Here is a 20,583-nt window from a genome sequence, read left to right on the forward strand (position 1 = left end):
CTCCCCGCGAACGCCCTGCCCGCACACCGGACACCTCGCCCGCACACCGGAGCCCACCCGAAGGCCCTGCCGGGGGCCCACCCCGGGGCCCGATTACCTGTCGAAAAAGTATTAATCCAACGTGAATACCCCCTGGACAGGTATAGATGACCCGTGACACAGTGGACCCATACGGTCACGACTCCCGTCACCCATCGCCTCCAGGAGGGCACCCATGTCTGAAGACATCGTCATCTGCGAACCCCTGCGCTCCCCCGTCGGCGCCTACGGCGGCCAGTTCAAGGACATCGCTCCCGAGGAGCTCGGCACCCAGGTCGTCAAGGCCCTCATCGAGCGCACCGGCATCGCCCCGGACGTCATCGACGACGTGATCTTCGGGCAGTGCTACCCGCAGATGGAGGCCCCGGCGCTCGGCCGCGTCGTCGCGCTCAACGCCGGCCTGCCCACCACCGTTCCCGGCCGCCAGGTCGACCGCCGCTGCGGCTCGGCCCTGCAGGCCGTCATCGACGGCGTGTCCGCGATCGCCACCGGCGGCGCCGAGGTCGTCATCTCCGGCGGCGCGGAGACCATGAGCCGCGCCGCGTTCTTCAACGAGAACATCCGCTGGGGCGTGCGCGGCGGCAACATCGAGCTCAAGGACAGCCTGGTGCGCGGGCGCCTCACCGCCGGCGGCACCCACTACCCGGTGCCCGGCGGCATGATCGAGACCGCGGAGAACCTGCGCCGCGAGTACGGGATCTCCCGCCAGGAGCAGGACGAGCTCGCCGTCGAGTCGCACCGCCGCGCCGCGGCCGCGACCGACAACGGGACCTTCGCCGAGGAGATCGTGCCGATCACCATCCCGGCCACCCGCAAGACGCCCGAGCAGCAGATCACCCTCGACGAGCACATCCGCCCGGGGGCGAACCTCGAGTCGCTGTCCAAGCTCAAGCCGATCATGGGCAAGCAGGACTCCGAGGCGACCGTCACCGCCGGCAACGCCTCGGGTCAGAACGACGGCGCCGCCGCGACCATCGTCACCACCCGCTCCAAGGCCGAGGCGCTCGTCCTCAAGCCGCTCGCCCGGTTCGTCAGCTGGGGCGTGGCCGGGGTCGAGCCGAACCGGATGGGGATCGGCCCCGTGCCGGCCGTGGAGAAGGCGCTCGGCCGCGCCGGCCTGACGATGAAGGACATCGACCTCATCGAGCTCAACGAGGCCTTCGCCGCACAGGCGCTCGCCTGCACCCGCGAGTGGGACTTCGGCAAGGCCGACTTCGAGCGCACCAACGTCAACGGCTCGGGGATCTCGCTGGGTCACCCGGTGGGCTGCACCGGCGTGCGCATCCTCACCACCCTCGTGCGCGAGATGGACCGCCGCGGCGCCCGCTACGGGCTCGAGACCATGTGCATCGGCGGCGGCCAGGGGCTCGCGGCCGTGTTCGAGCGGGTCGAGGCCTGATGGCGCTCAAGCCGCTCGCCGGGATCACCGTCTTCGAGAACGACTCCTTCGTCGCCGGACCGTCCTCCTGCCTGGGCCTCGCCCAGCTCGGGGCCGAGGTCATCAAGATCGACCCGATCAAGGGCGGCCCGGACATCGACCGCTGGCCGATCACGCCGGAGGGCCGGTCGATCTACTGGGGCACCCTCAACCGGAGCAAGCGCTCGGTCGCGATAGATCTGCGCAGCGAGGCCGGCCAGGAGCTCGCGCAGGCGCTCATCACCTCCCCGGGCGAGGACGCCGGAATCTTCGTCGAGAACAACGTCGGCCGCCCGTTCCTGTCCGATGAGGTGCTCCGCGGCAAGCGGGCGGACCTCATCCACGTCAAGGTGCAGGGTTCGGCCGACGGCGGGCCGGGGGTCGACTACACCGTCAACGCCGAGGCCGGCATCCCGCTCATCACCGGCTCCGCCGAGGTCGACGGCCCAGCCAACCACGCGCTCCCGGCCTGGGACCTGCTGTGCGGTCAGGCCGCCGCGACCGCCGTGCTCACCGGACTGCTCCACCGCCGGTCCACCGGCGAGGGCCTCTACGAGGAGATCGCGCTCAAGGACATCGCGCTGGCCGCGGTCGCCAACCTCGGGTGGTACACCGAGACCCTGCAGCCGGCCGGTGAGCGCGCCAAGCACGGCAACCACATCTTCGGGTCGTTCGGCTCGGACTTCGCCACCTCCGACGGGCGCTACGTCATGATCACCGCGATCACCAAGCGCCAGTGGGGCAACCTCGTCAAGGTCACCGGGCTGACCGAGGTGGTCGCCGCCCTGGAGACCGCCCTCGGCACCGACTTCGCCCTCGAGACCAACCGGTACACGCACCGGGAGACCCTCGAAGCACTGCTCAAGCCGTGGTTCGCCGCGCGCACGGCCGCACAGATCACCGCCGACCTCGAGGGGTCGGGAGTGCTCTGGGCGCCGTATGCCTCGCTCGGCGAAGTGGCGCAGGACACCCTCGCCGCCGCGCAGGACGACCCGGCGGGAGCCGGCGTGCTGCGCACCCTGGAATCCGAGGCGCTCGGCACCATGCTCGTGGGCGCCTCGCCCATCCGGGTCAACGGGGAGTACCTCGCCGAGGATTCCCCGACGGTCTTCGGATCCGCGACCGAGGCGGTCCTCACCGAACGCCTCGGCTTGGGATCTGCTGAGATCGGCAGACTCCATGATGAAGGCATCATCGCCAGTTGATAACGTTAGAGAGCTATCCCTTTCGAAGGTGCACGTCTTCGCGTTCGAACGGGTACCAGGTTCTTCAGGAAGGATGAATCTCCCCATGCGGATTGTCACTTTTGTCAAGTACGTCCCGGACGCCGCCGGTGACCGCTCGTTCGAGTCGGACAACACCGTCGACCGCTCCGTCGACGGCCTCCTCTCGGAGCTCGACGAGTACGCGGTCGAGGCCGCCCTCAAGATCGCCGAGGACGAGGACGACGCCGAGGTCATCGCCGTCACCGTCGGTCCCGACGACGCGGTCGATGCCGTGCGCAAGGCCCTGCAGATGGGCGCCGACTCCGGCGTCCACGTCGTCGACGACGCGCTCGAGGCCTCCTGCGCCCTCGGCACCGCGAAGGTGCTCGCCGCTGCCGTGAAGAAGGTCGAGGAGGAGGAGGGCCCGGTCGATCTCATCATCACCGGCCTCGCCTCCACCGACGGCCAGATGTCGGTCGTGCCGGTGCAGGTCGCCGAGCTGCTCGGCCGCCCCGCCGCGACCCAGGCCTCCGTCCTGGAGGTCTCGGGCGGAACCGCCAAGATCCGCCGCGACGGCGATGCCGCCTCGCAGCACATCGAGGTCACTCTGCCGGCCCTCGTGTCGGTCACCGACCAGATCAACGAGCCGCGCTACCCCTCCTTCAAGGGCATCATGGCCGCGAAGAAGAAGCCGCTCGAGGAGTACGAGCTGTCCGAGCTCGGCGTCGACGCCGGAGAGGTCGGCGCCGCCGGTGCCACCACCGAGGTCGTCGAGCTGACCGAGCGTCCGCCGCGCACCGCCGGTGAGATCGTCACCGACGAGGGCGAGGGCGGCAACCAGCTCGTCGAGTGGCTGGCGTCGAAGAAGCTCGTCTGATCCGCCGGTCCGCACCCGAATCGCACAGACTCCTCCTGACTGAAGGATTGATCACACACCATGTCTGAAGTTCTTGTTCTCGTAGACCACGTGGACGGCGACGTCCGCAAGTCCACCCTGGAGATGCTCACCTTCGCCAAGCGCCTGGGCGAGCCCACCGCCGTTTTCGTCGGCGACGCCGCCCAGGGCGAGGCAGCCGCCTCGACCCTCGGCGAGTACGGCGCCGAGAAGGTGCTCGTCGCCTCGGATCCGGCCTACTCGGAGTTCCTCGTGGCTCCGCAGGCCGAGCTCCTGGCGAACCTCATCGAGACCCGGCAGCCCGCCGGCGTGCTCGTGCCCGCCACCGCCGACGGTCGTGAGATCGCCGCCCGCGCGGCCGTCCGCACCGGTTCCGGCATCATCACCGATGCCAGCGACATCGCCGAGGGCTTCGTCGCCACGCAGTCGGTGTTCGCCGGTTCCTACACCGTCTCCGGACGTGTCACCAAGGGCACCCCGATCGTCGCCGTCAAGCCGAACTCGGTCTCCCCGGAGGCCGCCGCCGGTGCCGGTGCGGTCGAGACCGTCGACTTCACCCCGAGCGATGCCTCGAAGACCGCCCGCGTCGTCTCCGTCGAGGAGAAGCCGCAGTCCGGTCGCCCGCAGCTCAACGAGGCCGCGATCGTGGTCTCCGGCGGCCGCGGCACCGCCGGCGACTTCGCTCCGGTCGAGGCGCTCGCCGATGCGCTCGGCGCCGCCGTGGGTGCGTCCCGCGCCGCGGTGGACGCCGGCTGGTACCCGCACGCCAACCAGGTCGGGCAGACCGGAAAGACCGTGTCGCCGCAGCTCTACGTGGCGGCCGGCATCTCCGGTGCGATCCAGCACCGCGCCGGCATGCAGACCTCGAAGAACATCGTCGCCATCAACAAGGACGACGAGGCGCCGATCTTCGAGCTCGCCGACTACGGCGTCGTGGGCGACCTGTTCCAGGTCCTCCCGCAGGCGACCGAGGCGGTCAACGCCCGCAAGTGAACCACCCCGGCTGAGCCCTGACCCCTGAGGCTCATCCAGAACGCGATATCCCGCGGTTCCTGAGAACGGAACCGCGGGATTTCGCTGTCTCGGCGCCGGGCCGGACCGTCCTGGCTCCCACCAGTCGGGTCGAGCCGGCTGCAGGCGGCGCCGTGCCGGGCCCGGCACCCGCAGTGTCAGCTCAGCGTCGGGAGCGGGGCGGAGTCGTCGAGGGGGACGCGCTTGTCGATCGTGCCGTCGTGGCCGATGAGGGTGAGCACGCCCTCGCCGCCGCGGTCCGGTCCGGCGGCGATGCGCGCGCCGGGCGCGACGATGCAGTTGCGCAGCCGCACCCCGGATTCGACCACGGCGCCGTCGAGGAGGACCGAGTCGCGCACCTCGGCTCCGGCCTCGATCCGGCAGTCGATGCCGACGACGGAGTGCTCCACGCCGCCGTGCACCTCGGCCCCGGCGCTGATGAACGCCCGGTGCGCCTGCGCCGACCCGCCGAGGTACGCCGGCAGCCGCTGGGGCTGCGCGGACCACAGCGGCCAGTCGGGGCGGTGGAGGTCGATCGCCTCACCATCGATGAGCTGGAGGTTCGTCGTCCAGTACGACTGGAGCGTGCCGAGGTCCATCCAGTACCCGCCGAGGTCGTGGGACACCACGGTGCGCTCGGCGAGGAAGTGCGGGATGAGCTCGTCGCCGTAGTCGGAGAGCTGCCCGTTCTCCTCGAGCAGCTCCTCGAGCGCCTCGAACAGCGCCTCGGCCCGGTAGAGGAAGATCTCCGTCGTGACGTAGGTGTCGCGGGCGCCCTCCGGCTTGTACTCGAAGCTCGTGATCCGGCGCTCCGGCCCGATCTCGACCACCCCGTAGCGCGAGGCGTCGCCGTCCTGATGGGTGGTGACCATGGTGAGGTCCGCCCCGTGCTGCAGGTGGGTGTCGTAGACGTCGAGGAAGTTGAGGTTGTAGAGGTGGTCGGCGCTGAGGACGAGCACGTGCTCGGGTGCGAACTCCCTCATCGCGTCGAGCTGGCGGGCCAGGGAGTCCGCATTGCCCTGCGCGAATCCCTCCCCCTCCCCGCCCTCGAACGGCGGGGTGACGACGAGCCCGCCGTGCGTGCGGTCGAGGTCCCACGGCCGCCCGTTGTCGATGTAGAGGTTGAGCTTGTGCGGCTGGAACTGCTCGACCATCCAGACGTCGCGGATGTGGGAGTGCGCGAGATTGCTCAGCGCGATGTCGATGAGTGTGTACGTGCCGCCGATCGGCAGGGTGGGCTTGGGCTGGTCCTGCGTCAGGCTCTCGAGCCGGCTGCCCTTGCCGCCGGCGAGGACGAGTGCGAGGATGCGGGGGATGCGCACGGGAGGGACCACCCTTCATGAGGAACATGCCTTGTCGGAACCCGTCCCATCCTAGAGCGCGGAACCGGCGTGCACCGGCTCTCCGGCCCCGTGAAGTCGCCTAGACTTTCCCTGTGAGCACCCAGTCGAAGCAGGACCCGCGCCAGGATACCCGCCAGGACGCCGCCGGCGGCCCGAACCCGGGCCGGAGCGCGTCCGGGCATCAGCATTCCGAGTCCGACCGCCGGCACACCGGCAGCACCGCCGATGCCTCGCCCCACCGACTGACCAAGGCCTCGTGGAAGTACGCGTGGGCCCGCACGGTCCACCAGTTCAAGCACAACCGGCGGCAGAACACCGCCGCCACGCTCTCCTTCTACTTCATGCTCGCGCTGCTCCCGGCGATCGTCGCCGTGCTCTCGATCCTCAACGTGTTCGGCCAGGGCCAGCAGACGGTGACCGCGGTGATGGACTGGCTGTCCCAGGTGTCCGGCGAGGGCAGCCTCCAGCAGCTCGAGCAGCCGCTCCTCGACCTCGCGGAGTCCCCCGGCGGCGGGGCCGCGTTCGGGCTCGGCATCCTCGCCTCGCTGTGGTCGGCGAGCAAGTTCGTGCGCGCCTTCGGCGCCGCGATCAACGACGTCTACGGGATGGCCGAGGGCCGTTCGAGCTGGGTCCGGTTCCTCCAGACCTACCTCGTGACGATCGTCGCGATCACGCTCGTCGTCGCGATCCTCCTGTGCCTGCTCGGCTCGTCCACGATCGTCGCCCCGTTCGGCCTCGACGAGACCCTCACCACGATCTGGGCGTGGGGCCGGTTCCCGCTCGCCGCGATCCTCACCCTCCTCCTCATCACCCTCCTCTATGCCGGGACGAGCAACGTGCGCCGCGCGAAGTTCGTGCTCTCGACGATCGGCGCGCTCGTCGCACTGTTCGCCTGGGCGGTCCTCACCGCCGGCCTCTACCTCTACGCCGTGGTGCTCGGCGGCTTCGACTCGACCTACGGGGCGTTCGCCGGGGTGCTGATCTTCCTGTTCTGGCTGTGGCTGACGAACATGGCGCTGCTGTTCGGCGCGGAGTTCGACTCGGAGATCGAGCGCGCCCGGCAGCTCCAGGCCGGGGTCCTCGCCGAGGACACCATCCAGCTCCCGCCGCGGTCGACGAAGAAGATCATCGACGACGCCCAGGTGCAGGCCCGCTTCCAGCGCAAGGGCCGGGCACTGCGGGAATCCCGCGGAGCCACCGACGGGGACGAGAACTCCCTGCCGGTATAGACTGGCACCGAACCGGCAGGCGCTCTCGCGCACGATCGCGCGGAGCAAGGATGCTTGCCGTGATAACCATGCGCCGATCAGGGCGCTGACCCCAGGGAGGGACCATGAAGAAGCGACTCATTCTTCTCGCCGGCGTCGGAGTCGGGTTCGTGCTCGGTTCGCGCGCCGGCCGCCAGAGCTACGAGAAGCTCAAGGCCCAGGTCGAGGAGTGGTGGCAGGACCCCCGCGTCCAGGACTCGGTGACCAAGGCGACCGACACCGTCAAGGAGCAGGCGCCGATCGTCGCCGACCGCGTCAAGGAGAAGGCTCCCGAGGTGGCCGGCAAGGTGCAGTCCGCCGCCGGATCCGCCGTCGGTGCGGTGCAGCACAAGGTCGACGACGTCAAGACCAACCGCGAGCAGAAGAAGGCGGAGAAGAGCGCCGCTGCCGGCGCAGACGACCTCGACGCGAAGAAGGACGCCGAGGCGAAGGCCGCCGCCGCCGCCACGCCGGCCGCCGGCAGCGTCGCCGACCCGTCCGCGCAGGCCCAGCAGGACACCGGCGTCGAGGCCGGGTCGAAGGCCGCCGCGGGCGGATCCGTCACCGAGCCCTCGTCGAAGGCCACCGGCACGTCCGGCGGCGCCGGCAAGGCGAGCGCCTCCGGCAAGACCGCGGGCACCTCGTCCGACGCCGTCATCCTCGACGACTCGATCTCGGACCCCTCGACCCCGCTCGAGGCCGAGGGTCCGACCACCGGCGCCTCGAACTGAGAGACCCGCGCATCTGACGCTGCGCAGCGCTCTGAGCCCGCTGAGCGCCCAGCGCTCTCCGCACTGCTCGGCGAGCAACACGAGGCCCCGTGCACCAGAAGGTGTGCGGGGCCTCGTGCGTTCTCGGCAGACCGACGGTGCTAGAGCAGGGAGCTCGTGAGCCGGCACAGGCTCTCGAGGTACTTCCGGCCGAGCGAGCGCTGACGCCAGGCCTCCACGTCGAGCTCCACGGAGTTCGCACGATAGTCGTCGACCTCGAGGCGGTACATCCGGTCGGTGAAGTCCTCATCGACGATGAACAGGGTGACCTCCATGTTCATCGCGAAGGACCGCTCGTCCATGTTCGAGGAGCCGATGAGCGTGACCTCGTCGTCGATGAGGAGGAACTTCGAGTGGAGCACCGTGGGTGCGTGGTACTGGAAGATCCGCACCCCGGCGTCGACGAGCTCGTCGTAGTACGACTCCTGGGCCTTCTGCGCGATCGCGTGGTCGCTCGTCGCGCCGACGTAGAGCCGCACGTCCACGCCGGACAGCGATTCGGTGACGAGCGCGTGCATGAGCGACTCGTCCGGGACGAAGTACGGCGAGCACACCACCACGGTGTGGTTGGCGTTGTAGATCAGGTGGTTGAACAGGCGGAGGTTGTTCTCGAGCTCGAACCCCGGTCCGCTCGGTACCACCTGCGCCATGATCCCGCCGTCGTAGGGCGATTCGACCTCGGAGTCGAACTCCTCGGTGAGCATGACTCCGGTCTCGGAGTACCAGTCGGAGGCGAACACCGCGTTGAGCTCGGCGACGACCGGGCCGGTGCACCGCACCGACAGGTCCTTCCACTCGAAGCCCTTCTTGAGGTTCTTGCGCTTGTTGTACGTGCGGTGGATGACGTTCTGCGAGCCGGTGTAGGCCACGGTGCCGTCGACGACGAGGATCTTGCGGTGGTTGCGGAGGTCGGGCCGCTGGTACTCGAGCTTCCACGGGCGGACCGGCAGGCACCGGCGCCAGCTCACCCCGGAAGCGTTGAGCATCTTGACGAGCTCCGCGTACCCGGGATAGCCGAGCGAGCCGACGTGGTCGATGAGGATCCGCACCTTGACCCCGCGGGCGTGGGCGGCGAGCAGCGCGTCGAGGAGGGGGCGGGTCGCCTCGTCGATGGCGACGATGTAGAACTCGAAGTGGACGTAGTCGGTGGCCCGGTCCACCTCGGCGGCCATGTCGAGCATGCACTGGTGGTTGTCCGGCTCGAGGGTGAAGTCGTTGCCGTGGGTCATCGGCAGGGCACCGAGCCGGTAGTTGAGCTGCGCGGAGGTGACGAGCGCCTCGCTCAGGTGGTCCTCCCGGCCGAGGATCGCCTCCTCGTCGGTGCGGCTGCGGATGAGCTCGTTGACCTCGCGCTGCTGGGCACGGCGGCTGTGCGGCAGCTTCGCGGAGCCGAACATGAGGAACGCGAGGATGCCGACGTAGGGGATGAAGAAGATCGCGAGCAGCCAGCCGAGCGCCACCGAGGGCTTGCGGCGGTAGGGCACCCAGCCGAGCGCGACGATCCGGATGACCGCATCGATCGCGACGAGCGTCACGAGGACCCACGTGGGCCACCGCGCGTCGAAGGGGAAGATGATGAAGGATTCCACAGGCCGTCGTTCTCTCGCAGATGCGGCGCCGGGTCCCTGCTGGGAGCGCGCCGTGATCCTCTCATCCTACGTCCCCGCCCGCTCCCGGGGCCCGCCCGTCCGCTCCGGCACCGCGTCCGGCGCTCCTGTTCCGGCCGGAACGCCGTCGACCTGCCGTTCGTGCTCGAGATCCGGTGCGGATCTCGAGCACGAACGGCAGGTCGACGTGCGGTGCATCCCGGCTGCGCTGCGTGGGCGCGGCCGGGCGGTGCTCAGATGTGGCGGCCGCCGGCGATCTCGAGCACGGTGCCCGACATGTAGGAGGACATGTCCGAGGCGAGGAACAGCACGACCGAGGCGACCTCGCTCGGCTCGCCGGCGCGGCCCATCGGGATCTCGGCGAGCTTCGCGTCGATGACGTCCTGGCGCATCGCGGCTGTCATCGCGGTGTTGATGAAGCCGGGCTGGATGGCGTTGACGCGCACGTTCTTGAAACCGACCTCCTTGGCGGCGGCCTTCGTCATGCCGACGATGCCGGCCTTGGCCGCGGAGTAGTTCGTCTGGCCGAGCATGCCGACCTTGCCGGAGATCGAGGACACGTTGATGATCGAGCCGCCCTTCTCCTGGTCGCGCATGATGCCCGAGGCGGTCTTGAGCCCGTTCCAGGTGCCGCGCAGGTGCACGGCGATGACCTGGTCGAACTGCTCCTCGGTCATCTTGCGCATGGTCGCGTCGCGGGTGATGCCGGCGTTGTTGACCATGACGTCGACGGCGCCGAACTTCTCCTGCGCGAGCGCGCACAGCGCCTCCACCTGGCCGAGGTCGACGACGTTGCAGGCCAGGCCGACGGCGCGGTCGCCCACGCCGAGCTTCTCAGCGGCCGCGACGACGGCCTCGTCGTTGAGGTCTCCGAGGACGGCGTTGGCGCCCTCGGCGACGAGCGTCTCCGCGATGGCGTAGCCCAGCCCCTGAGCGGCGCCGGTGATGACGGCGGTGCGGCCTTCGAGCAGACCCATGATGTACTCCTTCGATCGGTGGTGCGGACGTGATGATGATGCGGTGGACGGGGTGACGGGAACCGGTGCGGCCAGCGGTGCACGGACCCGTGCGGGCGGCGCGCCGACCGCTGCGGTCGCGACCCGCCGGGCCCGGCGGGCTCACTCCCCGGTGAACTCCGGGGAGCGTTTGTCGAAGAACGCCGCCTTGCCCTCGCGGAAGTCGGCGGTGAAGAACAGCGCACGCTGCCCCGCCGCCTCGGCCGCGAAGGCCTCCTCGAGGCTCGGCGCGCCGACGGACAGCGCCTGCTTGATCGCCCGCACGGAGCCCGGCGCCCGGGCAGCCAGGCGGGCGGCCACCTCGGCGGCGGTGCTCAGCGCGGCGCCGTCCTCGACGAGGTGGTCGACGAGCCCGTAGGCGGCGCCGTCCTCGGCCCGGACCGGGTCCCCGGCGATCATCAGGCGCCGCGCCCGGGCCAGGCCGACGCGCGCCGGCAGCAGGGCGAGGAGCCCGCCGTCGGGCACGATCCCCAGGCGCGTGAACGGCAGGAGGAACTGTGCGCTGCGCCCGGCGACGATGACGTCGCAGGCGCAGGCGAGGCCGACCGAGGCACCGGCCGCGGCCTTCTCCACCGCGGCGACGGTGACGACCGGCAGGCCGGCGACGAGGCGGATGAAGTCGGCCACGGCCACCATCCGCTCGTCACTGGCCTCGGGGCTCTCCGGCGGCATCGAGGCGAGGTCGCCGCCGGCGGAGAACACGGAGTCGGCACCGGTGAAGACGACCGCCCGCACCTCCGCCGGCAGCGGGAACAGCACGGCGGAGATCTCCGCGCGCATGTCCGCGCTCAGCGGGTTGCGGCGGGCCGGCTCGTCGAGCGTGATCGTGAGGATCCCGGCGGCGAGCTCCGTGCGGATGAGGCTCATGCTCAGCGGCCCTCGAGGTGGGCGCCCTTGAGCATCTGGCGGGCGATGACGAGCTTCTGGATCTCGGAGGTGCCCTCGTAGATCCGGAACAGGCGGGCGTGGCGGTAGAATCGCTCGACCGAGGTCTCGCGCATGTAGCCCATCCCGCCGAACACCTGGACGCCGCGGTCGGCGACGCGGCCGAGCATCTCGGAGGCGAAGAGCTTGCAGGAGCTCGGGCCGAGCTTCTTGTCGGTGCCCTCGTCCCAGCGGCGGGCGGCGGCGAGCACCATCTCACGCGCGGCGGAGAGCTCCGCGTAGGACTCTGCGAGGAGCGCCTGCACGAGCTGGAACTCACCGATCGCGGTGCCGCCCTGCTTGGCGACCTTCGCGTGCTCGACCGAATCGTCGAGGATGCGGGTGGCCTGGCCGACGCACATCGCGGCGATGTGGAGACGACCCTTGTTGAGCGAGGCCATGGCCGCCTTGAAGCCGACCTCCTCCTCGCCGCCGATGAGGTACTTCGAGGGCACGCGGACGTCGTCGAAGAAGATCTCCGAGGTCCAGGCGCCGGCCTGGCCCATCTTCTTGTCGTGCGGGCCGACGGTGACGCCGGGGGAATCGGTGGGCACGAGGAACACGGAGATGCCCTTGCTGCCCTTGGCCTCCGGGTTGGTGCGGGCGAAGACCATGAGGACGTCGGACAGCGCGGCGTTGGTGATGAAGCGCTTGGCACCGTTGATGACGTAGTCGTCACCGTCCTTGACCGCCTTGGTGGTCAGGCCGGACGGGTCGGAGCCGGCGTCGGGCTCGGTGAGCGCGAAGGAGGCGACGACCTCGCCCGAGGCGATCCGCGGCAGCCACTCCTGCTTCTGCTCGTCGGTGCCGTAGTTGACGAGCACCTGGCCGGCGATGCCGTTGTTCGTGCCGAACAGCGAGCGGAAGGACGGGGTGGTGTAGCCGAGCTCGAAGGAGAGCTTCGCGTCCTGGTAGGCGTTGAGGCCGAGGCCGCCGAACTCCTCCGGGATCGCCCAGCCGAACAGGCCCATCTCCGCGGCCGCGACACGGATCTCCTTGGGGATCTCGTCCGTGTCCTCGATCTCGAGTTCACGGGGGATCACCTGCTCGCGGACGAACTCGCGGACGGTGGACAGGATGTGCTTGAGATCGGAATCGTCCATGATCTGCTTTCTCTCGGTGACGGCGGCAGGTGATGCCGGGCGGGGTTCCGGCGGTCTGCCGGGATGTCGATGGCGCAGGGCCGTCGGCGCCGAAGGCTGGGCCGAACGGCGCCGACGGGACGGCGGGAGGAGCTCAGTCGTCCTCGACCATGAGGGTGACGGCCTCGGCGATGCAGGCCGGGCGGTCCGAGCCCTCGATCTCGATGACGTGGTCCATGACGACCTGGATGCCCGAGCTCTTGCGGACGATCTCCTTGAGGGTGACGACGTCGCGCACCTTGGCACCGGCCGGCACGGGCTTGGGGAAGCGGACCTTGTTGAGGCCGTAGTTGATCTTCATCTTCATGCCGGTCACGTTCATCACCTCGGCGCCGAGCAGCGGCAGCAGGGAGAGGGTGAGGAAGCCGTGGGCGATCGTGCCGCCGAACGGCCCGGCCTTGGCGCGCTCCTCGTCGATGTGGATCCACTGGTGGTCGCCTGTGGCATCGGCGAAGGTGTTGATCCGCTCCTGGTCGACGGTGACCCAGTCGCTCGTGCCGAGCTCCTGCCCGAGGTGCTTCTCGAGCTCTGCGATTCCCTGGAATTCTCGCACCATTGCGCGTCTCCTTCTGTGCGGTGTGGAGGGGTGTCCGGGTGCGTGCGGCCCTCGGTGATTCTTACCTCAAACTGCATCAATCGCGCCGGACTTTTTGTGTTTTCTGCAACAGTCTAACCCGCTAGAGTGAACTTCGGTAGTACTGCCCCGGACTTCTTCGAAGGACATCCCATGGCGGACACCGCCCGGTCGGACGCTGCAGCCCCGCGCAGCCTCGATGTCGCCCAGACCCTGCTCTTCGTGCCCGCCACGCGACCGGACCGCTTCGCCAAGGCGCTCGCCTCCGGCGCACACGCGGTCATCATCGACCTCGAGGACGCGGTCGCCCCCGAGGACAAGGCGACCGCGCGGGATTCCGTCGCCGCCTGGCTGTCGGAGGGCGAGTGGACCGGCGCCGGCTCGGACACCGCGGTCGTGGTGCGGATCAACTCCGCCGACACCGAATGGTTCGCCCCCGACGTCAGCACCCTGGCGGCGGTCGCGTCCCGCTTGAGCACCGTCGCCGCCGAACGCTCGGGACACTACGCGCAGTGCCCGTTCGGGGTGATGATCCCCAAGTGCGAGTCCGAGGACCCCGTCCACGAGATCCGCCAGCGCTTCACCCAGCACGGCGTGGCCGCGCCGTACTTCATCGGCCTGCTCGAGACCCCGCGCGGCATCGTCGCCGCCGAATCCCTGGCCCGGGCCCATTCGGTGCACCGGTTCGCGTTCGGCAACTACGACCTCGGCCTCGAGCTCGACGCGATCGTCGGACCCGAGGAGACCGAGCTGCTCCATGCGCGCTCCCGGGTCGTCATGGCCGCCCGCGCGTTCGGCATGCCCGGGCCGATCGACGGCCCGTGCGCGGACATCTCCACGGACGGGGCGACCGAGGCCTCTGCGCAGCGCGGTCGGGCGCTCGGCTTCGCCGGGAAGCTCGCGATCCACCCCCGTCAGCTCGCCGCGATCGACGCCGAGTTCGGCGATTCCGCCGAGGACGTCACCTGGGCCCGCCGTGTGGTCGACGCCGCCGAGGCCGCCGGCGGGGCCGCGGTCAACGTCGACGGCGCGATGGTCGATGCGCCGGTGCTCAAGCGCGCCCAGCGCATCGTCGCCCGCGCCGGACGCTGAACCGGGCGCCGAACCGGGCACTGGGCCGGGGCACTGGGCTGGAGCACTGGGCTGGAGCACCGCGCCGGAGCACCGAACAGTCCGCCGCAGTCCTTCCGGTCAGTGCTGACTGCCCGGATGCCGGACCCGCGCGTGACCTGGATCACGGCGCCGGTACAGTACGGAGAAGACACGTCCGGCCCGCACCTGCAGCGGAGCAGCCCGAGCGGCGGAGCCGGCTGAGCCGAAGGTGGATGAATGGTGCGCGACCTGCACGACGAAGGACATGATCGCTCCGACCGCGTGGGCACATCTCTCAAGAGCAATCTCGCCTCGCCCGGGGTCGAGATGCCGGTCAAGCCCGCGGTGAGCGTCATCGTGGCCCGCGATACCGCGGACGGCCTCGAGGTCTTCGTCCAGCATCGGGTGACGACCATGGACTTCGCCGCCGGCGTGCTCGTCTATCCCGGCGGTCGGGTGGATCCGCAGGATCACGAGATGGCCGCTGCGCTCGAGGTGCCCGGGGAGGTGCTCGACGCTCACGTCCGCGCCTGGGCGAAGACCGAGCTCGGCGCCGAGCCGGAGTTCGCGAAGGCGCTCATCGCGACCGCGCAGCGCGAGGTGGGCGAGGAGGCCGGGGCCACAATCGCGACCACCGCGCTCAAGCCCTGGGCCAACTGGATCACCCCTCCCGGGCGCACCCGCCGCTTCGACACGTACTTCTACGTGGCGCGCGGCGACGAGATCGGCGATCTGCGGCACCAGACCACGGAGGCGACGAACTCCGAGTGGATGAATGTCGAGCACATCCTCGCCGAGGAGGCCGCCGAGCGGCTCAAGCTCATGCGTCCGACCCTCGTCCTCCTCAACGAGGTGCACTCCTTCGGCAGCGTCGAGGCACTCATGGCCGCCGAGCGCGGCATCGAGCCGGTGCGCCCGGTGATGCCCGGCAAGCACGGCTGACCCGGGTGGGGCACGGCCCAGCCCCACCCGGCGGGCCCCACCCCAGGAGCACCGACCCTCACCTGTCATCGGCCTGCTGTGCGCCCACATGGCCGCACAGCGGACGGACGGTGAAATCTCAGCGCCGTCCGAGCCGCAGGCCACGGGGCGCACAACCTGCACTGATACCCTCAATGAGATCCACATCACACCAGCGCGAAAGGGTCGCAGGTGCATTCTTCGCCCCAGGCTCACTTCTCCGATTCCTCGACCTCCACCTCATCGGCCCCGCCGACGCCCCTTGCGACACCCGTGCGTCCTGCGCCGCCTGCACTCGACTCCTCCGCACCTGAATCCTTCGCACCGAGCGGGTCCTCCGGCCCCGCGGCGGACCTCGGCGCGGTGTGGTCCCGGGCGGTCGCCTGCCGTGGCACCGCTCCGTTCCTCACCTTCATCACCGGCACCGGTGACTCGAACACGTGGTCGTACCGCCAGTTCGCCCAGCTCGTCGGGCTCACCGCACAGCGCTTCCGGGCGCTCGGCGTCGCACCGGGCACCGCGGTCCACCTCAATCTCGCGAGCTCGCCGGCCTTCATCATGAGCTGGCTCGCCTGCGCCTCGCTCGGCGCCGTCACCGTGGCGAGCGATCCCGAGGCCGAGGTGCCCGCCCTGCTCCGGGAGCTCTCCGGCACCCACCCCGTGCTCGGGATCGTCGGCCTCCGGCGTCGCTGGACCTACCGCAACGCGGTCAGCCGCTCCGCAACCCCGGAGTTCCCCGTCATCGAGGTGTCCGAGGACGAGCCCGACACCCTGGCGGGCTCCCCGCTCTTCACCCCCGGGCCCGTCTTCGGCGCCGTCCGACGCCGCGACAGCGCGGGTCGATCCGGACACCCGCCCCGCCCCGCCGCGGGCTCCCGGGCAGCCGAGCGTCCCCGGCCCTGCGGTCCCACCGCCGCGGCCGCCGGCTCCCTGCCCGAGTCCGTACCGATCCGAGCACTCCCGGCCGGTGCGCTGAGCATCGTCGTCGGCGCTGAATCGGCTCACGACCCGACCGCAGCAGGGGCGCACCTCCTCACCCATGCCGACGGCCTCAGCGAAGCGCACGAGGCAGCGGCCGCCGCCGGGCTCGGCCAGGACCACCGCTGGCTCATCACCGGCGATCTCCACACCCTCGCCGCTCAGGCGCGCGAGCTCACCGCCGTGATCACCGCAGGCGCCACCGTGGTGCTCGCCGCTCGCTTCGCTCCCGCAGCCTGGCTCGAGCAAGTGCGCACCCACGCGGTGACGCACACGTGCCTGACCGCGGACCGGGCCCGCGAAGTGCTCGGCGATGAGTTTGCCGGTGAGGATGATGAGTCTGCCGGTGAGGATCTCGATCGCCTCGCAGCGCGCACCGGCGTGCGCATCGGACCCGTCGCGTCGGACCCCGCAGTCGGCACGACATGGGCCCTCGCCGCGCCCGACGCCGCCGTCGCCGTTCCCGCCGGTCTCTGAGCCGGGCCGGCTCGCGCCGGAGCCCCGGTCACGAGCGAGGCGGGGATCCGGCCGCCAGGTCAGCGGCAGGCCGCCCGGTCACGGGGCCAGCCGGTCAGCCGGTCAGCGGCAGGGATCCCGCCTCGAAGTCGAGCACCCACTGCTTCCGGTCGTGGCCGCCGCGGTAGTTCCCGAAGCTGCCGTCGCTGCGGACGATCCGGTGGCACGGAAGGATGAGCGGGATCGGGTTCTTCGCGCACGCCGTGCCGACGGCCCGCACCGCCTTCGGGTTCCCCAGATGCGCAGCCATCTCCGCATAGCTCATCGTGCTCCCGAAGGGGATGTCGGCGAGCGCCTGCTGGACCTCGGCCCGGAAGCCCCGGGTGAGTCGGAGGTCGAGGGCGATGTCGAAGGACCTCCGCTCCCCCGCGAAGTACTCCCCGAGCTCCGCCACCACCGTCCGGGTCATCCCGCTGTCCTCGACGACCACGGGTCCGACCGCCTCGGCGACCTCGGCGAGTACGGCGGAGAGCTCCTCGGTGTCGAAGCCGATCCGGAGCAGGCCGCGGTCGGTGACGACGACGACGAGTTCGCCCATGGGTGAGGGCATCAGGGTGTAGGCGGCATCGACGAGCCCGGTGGCGTCACCGCGGGCGAGGACCTCGGCGTTGAGGGCAGCCACCATCGATTCCTCGAGCGCCGACGCGGGTCCGGAGAGCCGGTCCTCCGGAACGGCGCCCCCTGTTCCGGGACCCGGCTGCGAGCCGAGCCCGGCCGATGCGAATCCCTCGGGTGGTCCCGGGGTCGTGGTCACGGTGCGCGTCATGAGTGGTGCGCGGGTCATGGTCTCTCCTCCTCGATCATCCGCCGCAGTGCAGCGATCCCGTCCGCCGCCGCACGGCGGGCGGCCGCCGGTGTGCCGCCGACCTGGGCAGCGACCTCGGCGTAGGGCAGTCCCCACACGTGGTGGTAGGCGACCGCCTCCCGCTGCCGGTCGGTGAGCCGCCACAGCAGAGCGAACACGTCGATCTCGCCCTCGCTCCCCCGGCCGGGGTTCTCCGGCCGGCCGCCGAGCGAGAAGCCGCCCGACCAGGTGCCGCCCGGCCCGGTGCCCACCGGCTCCGGCAGCTGCTCGACGGGGACCGCCCGCCGCGCGTTGCGCCGGTGCACGTCGATGCAGGCATGGCGTGCGATGGTGATGAGCCAGGCCTCGAGGTTGGCGTCCTCGGGCAGGGATGCGTATCCGCGCAGCGCGGCGAGGAACGCCTCGGAATAGGCGTCCTCGGCGTCCACCGGCTGCGCGTGCATGGACCGGCAGAACCGCAGGATCCGCACCGAGTGCGTGCGGACGAGCTCGTCGAACGGTGGCTTCTTCATCATCCTGCAGACGTTCGGGAGGCCCGGAACGTGAGGTCGGTGGGGAGGTTTCTCACTCCTCGCCGAACAGCGCGCGGCCCACCGCGTCGGAGATCTCCCCGGAGCCCACCTGGGAGAGCCCGCCGTCGACGAGGAACTGCGCGCCGGTGACGTAGGCGCCGAGCGGTCCGGAGAGCACCGCGGCCATCGCCCCGATCTCCTCCTTCTCCGCGTAGCGGCCCAGCGGCACCGCCTTCTTCCACATGTCGTCGCCGGTCGGCCCGGCCAGCCGCGACATCCCCTCGGTGCCGGACACCGGGCCGGGGACCAGGGAGTTCGAGCGGATCCCGTGCCGGCCCCATTCCACCGCGAGATCCTTCATGAGCATCTCGATGCCGGCCTTCGCGGCCCCGACGTGCGCCTGGTAGCGGGTGGCCTTGAAGGCCTGGGAGGCGGAGATGAAGAGGATCGAGCCGCGGGTGCGCTGGAGGTACGGGAATGCGCAGCGGGCCGTGTGATAGGCGCCCATGAGGTCGATGTCGACGACGGTGCGGAAGGCGTTGGAGCTCATCTCCTCCGCCTTCGCGAAGAAGTTCCCGGCGGCACCGGCGACCGCGATGCTGATGTCGCCGAGTTCGGCGGCGGCATGGTCCATGGACGCCTGGAGGGCGTCCATGTCGCGCACGTCCGCGGCCCGGTAGGCGACCTTTGCACCGAGCGCGGCGAGCTCCTCGGCGGCGGCGGCGAGCTTCTCCTCGGTCCGGCCGCAGATCGCGACCGCGGCACCGCATCGGGCGAAGGCCTTGGCGATGCCGAGGTTGATGCCGGATCCGCCGCCGGTGATGAAGGCGACCTGCCCGGCGAGGAGATCGGAGGACAGGTGCCCGATCGGGTCATGGGCGGACTCGGCGCCGTGCGGCGCGGTCCCCTGCCGGCCGGTCATCACTGCGCTCCCTTGCGTGCGGCGAGAGCGGCGAGTCGCTTGTCGACGGCCTCGATCTGCTCGGGCCCGCCCATGAGCTCGGCGATGACCTCCTGCTCCGCGTCGAATCCCTCGGCGAGGTCCGCGGTGGCGGCGAGGTCGATGAGCATCTTCGATCTCACCAGCGCGGTGCGGGACTTGTCGGCGATGGCGCGGCCCACCTCGAGCGCGCGCTCGACCGGGTCGTCGACGACCTCGTCGGCGAGCCCGATCTCCCCGGCCCGGGCGCCGGAGAAGACCTCGCCGGTGAAGATCAGCAGCTTCGCCCGGGAGGGGCCGACGAGCCGCGGCAGCAGCTGGGTCCCGCACATGTCCGGGGCGAGGCCCCAGTTGATCTCCATCATCGACAGCTTGGTGTCGGGTGCCATGATCCGCACGTCGGCGCCCATCGCGATCTGCAGTCCGCCGCCGAATGCGACGCCCTGGACGCCGGCGATGACGGGCACCTCGAGCAGCTGCCAGATGTGCACGGCCTGCTGCGCGATCGCACGGGCCGAGCCCAGCCGCTCCCCGAGGGCCACAGCAGGGTTCTTCTCCCCCGACTTCATCTTGCCGAACTCGCCGAGGTCGAGGCCGGCGCAGAACGCGCGCCCCTTGCCGGTGAGCACGACCGCGGCGACGGAATCGTCGCCCTGCAGTCGCGTGCCGATCTCGACGAGGTCCTCGAAGACCTCGCGGGTGAGGGAGTTAAGCGTGTCGGGACGGTTGAGCTCGACGCGGGCGAGGCGGTCCTCGATCGTCAGGGTCACGGTCCCGTGGGATGCGGTCTCGGTCATCATGCTCCTTCGCAGTGACAGGTGAGTGGCAGGTGATCAGCGACGCGCATCCGATCGCGCGGCACTGCGGCGCACTCTCCGATCTTAAACCGAAACCGAACGATCGTTAAGAGGTGGGTGCGAATCGGGTCGACTCCCCCGATCCGTGCACCCGCCCCGTAGTGACCGATCAGAGTGCAATTTCCGAAGGTTCCTGTGCGTGGAACCTTCGGAAATTGCACTCTATAGATCAGCCGATGAAGGCCGTGGAGAAGAACGGTACGAAGGTAACGATCGCGAATGCCGTGAGGAGCGGAGGCATGGTCTGGAGTGTGATGTCGTATTCGCCTCCAGAGGTGCAACAGATAGAAGGATAAGCACAGCGAGCGATTCGAGATCGGAGCCGGACGTCGCGCACACCCAGCCCCTGGGGACATTTCGCAGGATTTCAGTATTCTTCTCTGAATGATGCATGATCATCTGGCCGGAGGATCCGCACCGTCGAATGACATGCCCCCACCGGACTGCACCCACCAGGGCGCGCACCCGCCTGCACCGCCTCGGGAACCGTGCATCCATGACACCGGGACGATGACTTCGACCGAGGAGCCGAGGGGCTGGCAGCGAAGGCGCGAGAGCGCAGCGGGTGACGCGGCTTGAGATTGCACAAACGTGCGGATTCGCGTCGGTGGTTTCATACGGTTGTTGCAACGGTGTCCCTGAGTGGCGGGGATGGCTTTGATGATCGTGGGTGATCGAGGTGCCTGGACCCAGATTGACAGTGACGGAACGTGCGCAGATCGAGGTGCTCTTC

The 20,583-nt window shown here is 70.1% G+C and carries 19 protein-coding genes; 9 read left to right on the forward strand and 10 right to left on the reverse strand.

The window, feature by feature from the left end:
• Nucleotides 1-214 precede the first annotated feature (214 nt).
• The 4 genes from MTQ12_RS13140 to MTQ12_RS13155 all read left to right on the forward strand — a co-directional run bounded on the left by MTQ12_RS13140 (nucleotide 215) and on the right by MTQ12_RS13155 (nucleotide 4,549).
• Entirely contained in the window at nucleotides 215-1,438 is a 1,224-nt protein-coding gene (locus MTQ12_RS13140; RefSeq protein WP_247618965.1) for an acetyl-CoA C-acetyltransferase, read from the forward strand.
• The gene (locus tag MTQ12_RS13145; protein WP_247618966.1) at nucleotides 1,438-2,661 is read left to right on the forward strand and encodes a CoA transferase; all 1,224 of its coding nucleotides are present in this window, start codon (nucleotides 1,438-1,440) and stop codon (nucleotides 2,659-2,661) included. The genes MTQ12_RS13140 and MTQ12_RS13145 overlap by 1 nt, the downstream gene beginning before the upstream one ends.
• Nucleotides 2,662-2,746: 85 nt before the next feature.
• On the forward strand, nucleotides 2,747-3,538 hold the full coding sequence (locus tag MTQ12_RS13150; protein ID WP_247618967.1) for an electron transfer flavoprotein subunit beta/FixA family protein: 792 nt from the start codon (nucleotides 2,747-2,749) through the stop codon (nucleotides 3,536-3,538).
• A 60-nt stretch (nucleotides 3,539-3,598) separates the two neighbouring features.
• Entirely contained in the window at nucleotides 3,599-4,549 is a 951-nt protein-coding gene (locus tag MTQ12_RS13155; protein WP_247618968.1) for an electron transfer flavoprotein subunit alpha/FixB family protein, read from the forward strand.
• A 176-nt stretch (nucleotides 4,550-4,725) separates the two neighbouring features.
• Here MTQ12_RS13155 and MTQ12_RS13160 read toward each other — a convergent pair whose 3' ends face one another.
• Nucleotides 4,726-5,889 carry a sugar phosphate nucleotidyltransferase gene (locus tag MTQ12_RS13160; protein WP_247618969.1) on the reverse strand — a complete coding sequence of 388 codons (1,164 nt, stop codon included), beginning with the start codon at nucleotides 5,887-5,889 and terminating at the stop codon, nucleotides 4,726-4,728.
• A gap of 113 nt (nucleotides 5,890-6,002) precedes the next feature.
• Between MTQ12_RS13160 and MTQ12_RS13165 the strand changes: the two genes are divergently transcribed.
• Together MTQ12_RS13165 and MTQ12_RS13170 are read left to right on the forward strand one after the other, a co-directional pair.
• Complete coding sequence (locus MTQ12_RS13165; protein ID WP_247618970.1) at nucleotides 6,003-7,139, forward strand: YihY/virulence factor BrkB family protein; 1,137 nt, start codon at nucleotides 6,003-6,005, stop codon at nucleotides 7,137-7,139.
• A gap of 104 nt (nucleotides 7,140-7,243) precedes the next feature.
• Nucleotides 7,244-7,888 carry a hypothetical protein gene (locus MTQ12_RS13170; RefSeq protein WP_247618971.1) on the forward strand — a complete coding sequence of 215 codons (645 nt, stop codon included), beginning with the start codon at nucleotides 7,244-7,246 and terminating at the stop codon, nucleotides 7,886-7,888.
• A gap of 140 nt (nucleotides 7,889-8,028) precedes the next feature.
• On the opposite strand, the gene cls is transcribed toward MTQ12_RS13170, so the two are convergent.
• The 5 genes from cls to MTQ12_RS13195 all read right to left on the reverse strand — a co-directional run bounded on the left by cls (nucleotide 8,029) and on the right by MTQ12_RS13195 (nucleotide 13,169).
• Entirely contained in the window at nucleotides 8,029-9,516 is a 1,488-nt protein-coding gene (cls, locus tag MTQ12_RS13175; protein ID WP_247618972.1) for a cardiolipin synthase, read from the reverse strand.
• A 251-nt stretch (nucleotides 9,517-9,767) separates the two neighbouring features.
• A complete protein-coding gene (gene fabG / locus MTQ12_RS13180; RefSeq protein WP_137318694.1) occupies nucleotides 9,768-10,511 on the reverse strand; it encodes a 3-oxoacyl-ACP reductase FabG in 744 nt (247 codons plus the stop codon).
• A gap of 141 nt (nucleotides 10,512-10,652) precedes the next feature.
• Nucleotides 10,653-11,417, reverse strand: a complete 765-nt coding sequence (locus MTQ12_RS13185) for an enoyl-CoA hydratase-related protein (protein WP_137318693.1) — start codon at nucleotides 11,415-11,417, stop codon at nucleotides 10,653-10,655.
• A gap of 2 nt (nucleotides 11,418-11,419) precedes the next feature.
• On the reverse strand, nucleotides 11,420-12,577 hold the full coding sequence (locus tag MTQ12_RS13190) for an acyl-CoA dehydrogenase family protein (protein WP_137318692.1): 1,158 nt from the start codon (nucleotides 12,575-12,577) through the stop codon (nucleotides 11,420-11,422).
• A 133-nt stretch (nucleotides 12,578-12,710) separates the two neighbouring features.
• Nucleotides 12,711-13,169 carry a MaoC family dehydratase gene (locus MTQ12_RS13195; protein ID WP_265809287.1) on the reverse strand — a complete coding sequence of 153 codons (459 nt, stop codon included), beginning with the start codon at nucleotides 13,167-13,169 and terminating at the stop codon, nucleotides 12,711-12,713.
• A 174-nt stretch (nucleotides 13,170-13,343) separates the two neighbouring features.
• Here MTQ12_RS13195 and MTQ12_RS13200 point away from each other — a divergent pair, with 174 nt between their 5' ends.
• The 3 genes from MTQ12_RS13200 to MTQ12_RS13210 all read left to right on the forward strand — a co-directional run bounded on the left by MTQ12_RS13200 (nucleotide 13,344) and on the right by MTQ12_RS13210 (nucleotide 16,697).
• Nucleotides 13,344-14,282, forward strand: coding sequence for a CoA ester lyase (locus MTQ12_RS13200; protein ID WP_247618973.1), 939 nt, complete (start codon nucleotides 13,344-13,346; stop codon nucleotides 14,280-14,282).
• 237 nt (nucleotides 14,283-14,519) lie between these two features.
• Nucleotides 14,520-15,224 (forward strand): NUDIX hydrolase, encoded by a 705-nt coding sequence (locus tag MTQ12_RS13205; protein WP_247618974.1) that lies wholly within the window; start codon nucleotides 14,520-14,522, stop codon nucleotides 15,222-15,224.
• Nucleotides 15,225-15,515: 291 nt separating this feature from the next.
• Entirely contained in the window at nucleotides 15,516-16,697 is a 1,182-nt protein-coding gene (locus MTQ12_RS13210; RefSeq protein ID WP_247618975.1) for an AMP-binding protein, read from the forward strand.
• 94 nt (nucleotides 16,698-16,791) lie between these two features.
• Here MTQ12_RS13210 and MTQ12_RS13215 read toward each other — a convergent pair whose 3' ends face one another.
• Genes MTQ12_RS13215 through MTQ12_RS13230 form a run of 4 tightly spaced genes read right to left on the reverse strand, consistent with a single transcriptional unit; the run spans nucleotide 16,792 to nucleotide 19,790 of the window.
• The gene (locus MTQ12_RS13215; protein ID WP_247618976.1) at nucleotides 16,792-17,520 is read right to left on the reverse strand and encodes a methylated-DNA--[protein]-cysteine S-methyltransferase; all 729 of its coding nucleotides are present in this window, start codon (nucleotides 17,518-17,520) and stop codon (nucleotides 16,792-16,794) included.
• Nucleotides 17,517-18,056 carry a sigma-70 family RNA polymerase sigma factor gene (locus tag MTQ12_RS13220; RefSeq protein ID WP_247618977.1) on the reverse strand — a complete coding sequence of 180 codons (540 nt, stop codon included), beginning with the start codon at nucleotides 18,054-18,056 and terminating at the stop codon, nucleotides 17,517-17,519. Before MTQ12_RS13220 ends, MTQ12_RS13215 begins: the two co-directional genes overlap by 4 nt.
• Nucleotides 18,057-18,105: 49 nt before the next feature.
• Nucleotides 18,106-18,975 (reverse strand): SDR family oxidoreductase, encoded by an 870-nt coding sequence (locus tag MTQ12_RS13225; RefSeq protein ID WP_247618978.1) that lies wholly within the window; start codon nucleotides 18,973-18,975, stop codon nucleotides 18,106-18,108.
• Complete coding sequence (locus tag MTQ12_RS13230; RefSeq protein ID WP_247618979.1) at nucleotides 18,975-19,790, reverse strand: crotonase/enoyl-CoA hydratase family protein; 816 nt, start codon at nucleotides 19,788-19,790, stop codon at nucleotides 18,975-18,977. Before MTQ12_RS13230 ends, MTQ12_RS13225 begins: the two co-directional genes overlap by 1 nt.
• Nucleotides 19,791-20,583 lie beyond the last annotated feature (793 nt).

Source organism: Brevibacterium sp. R8603A2 (assembly GCF_023072605.1).
Lineage (GTDB): Bacteria > Actinomycetota > Actinomycetes > Actinomycetales > Brevibacteriaceae > Brevibacterium > Brevibacterium pityocampae.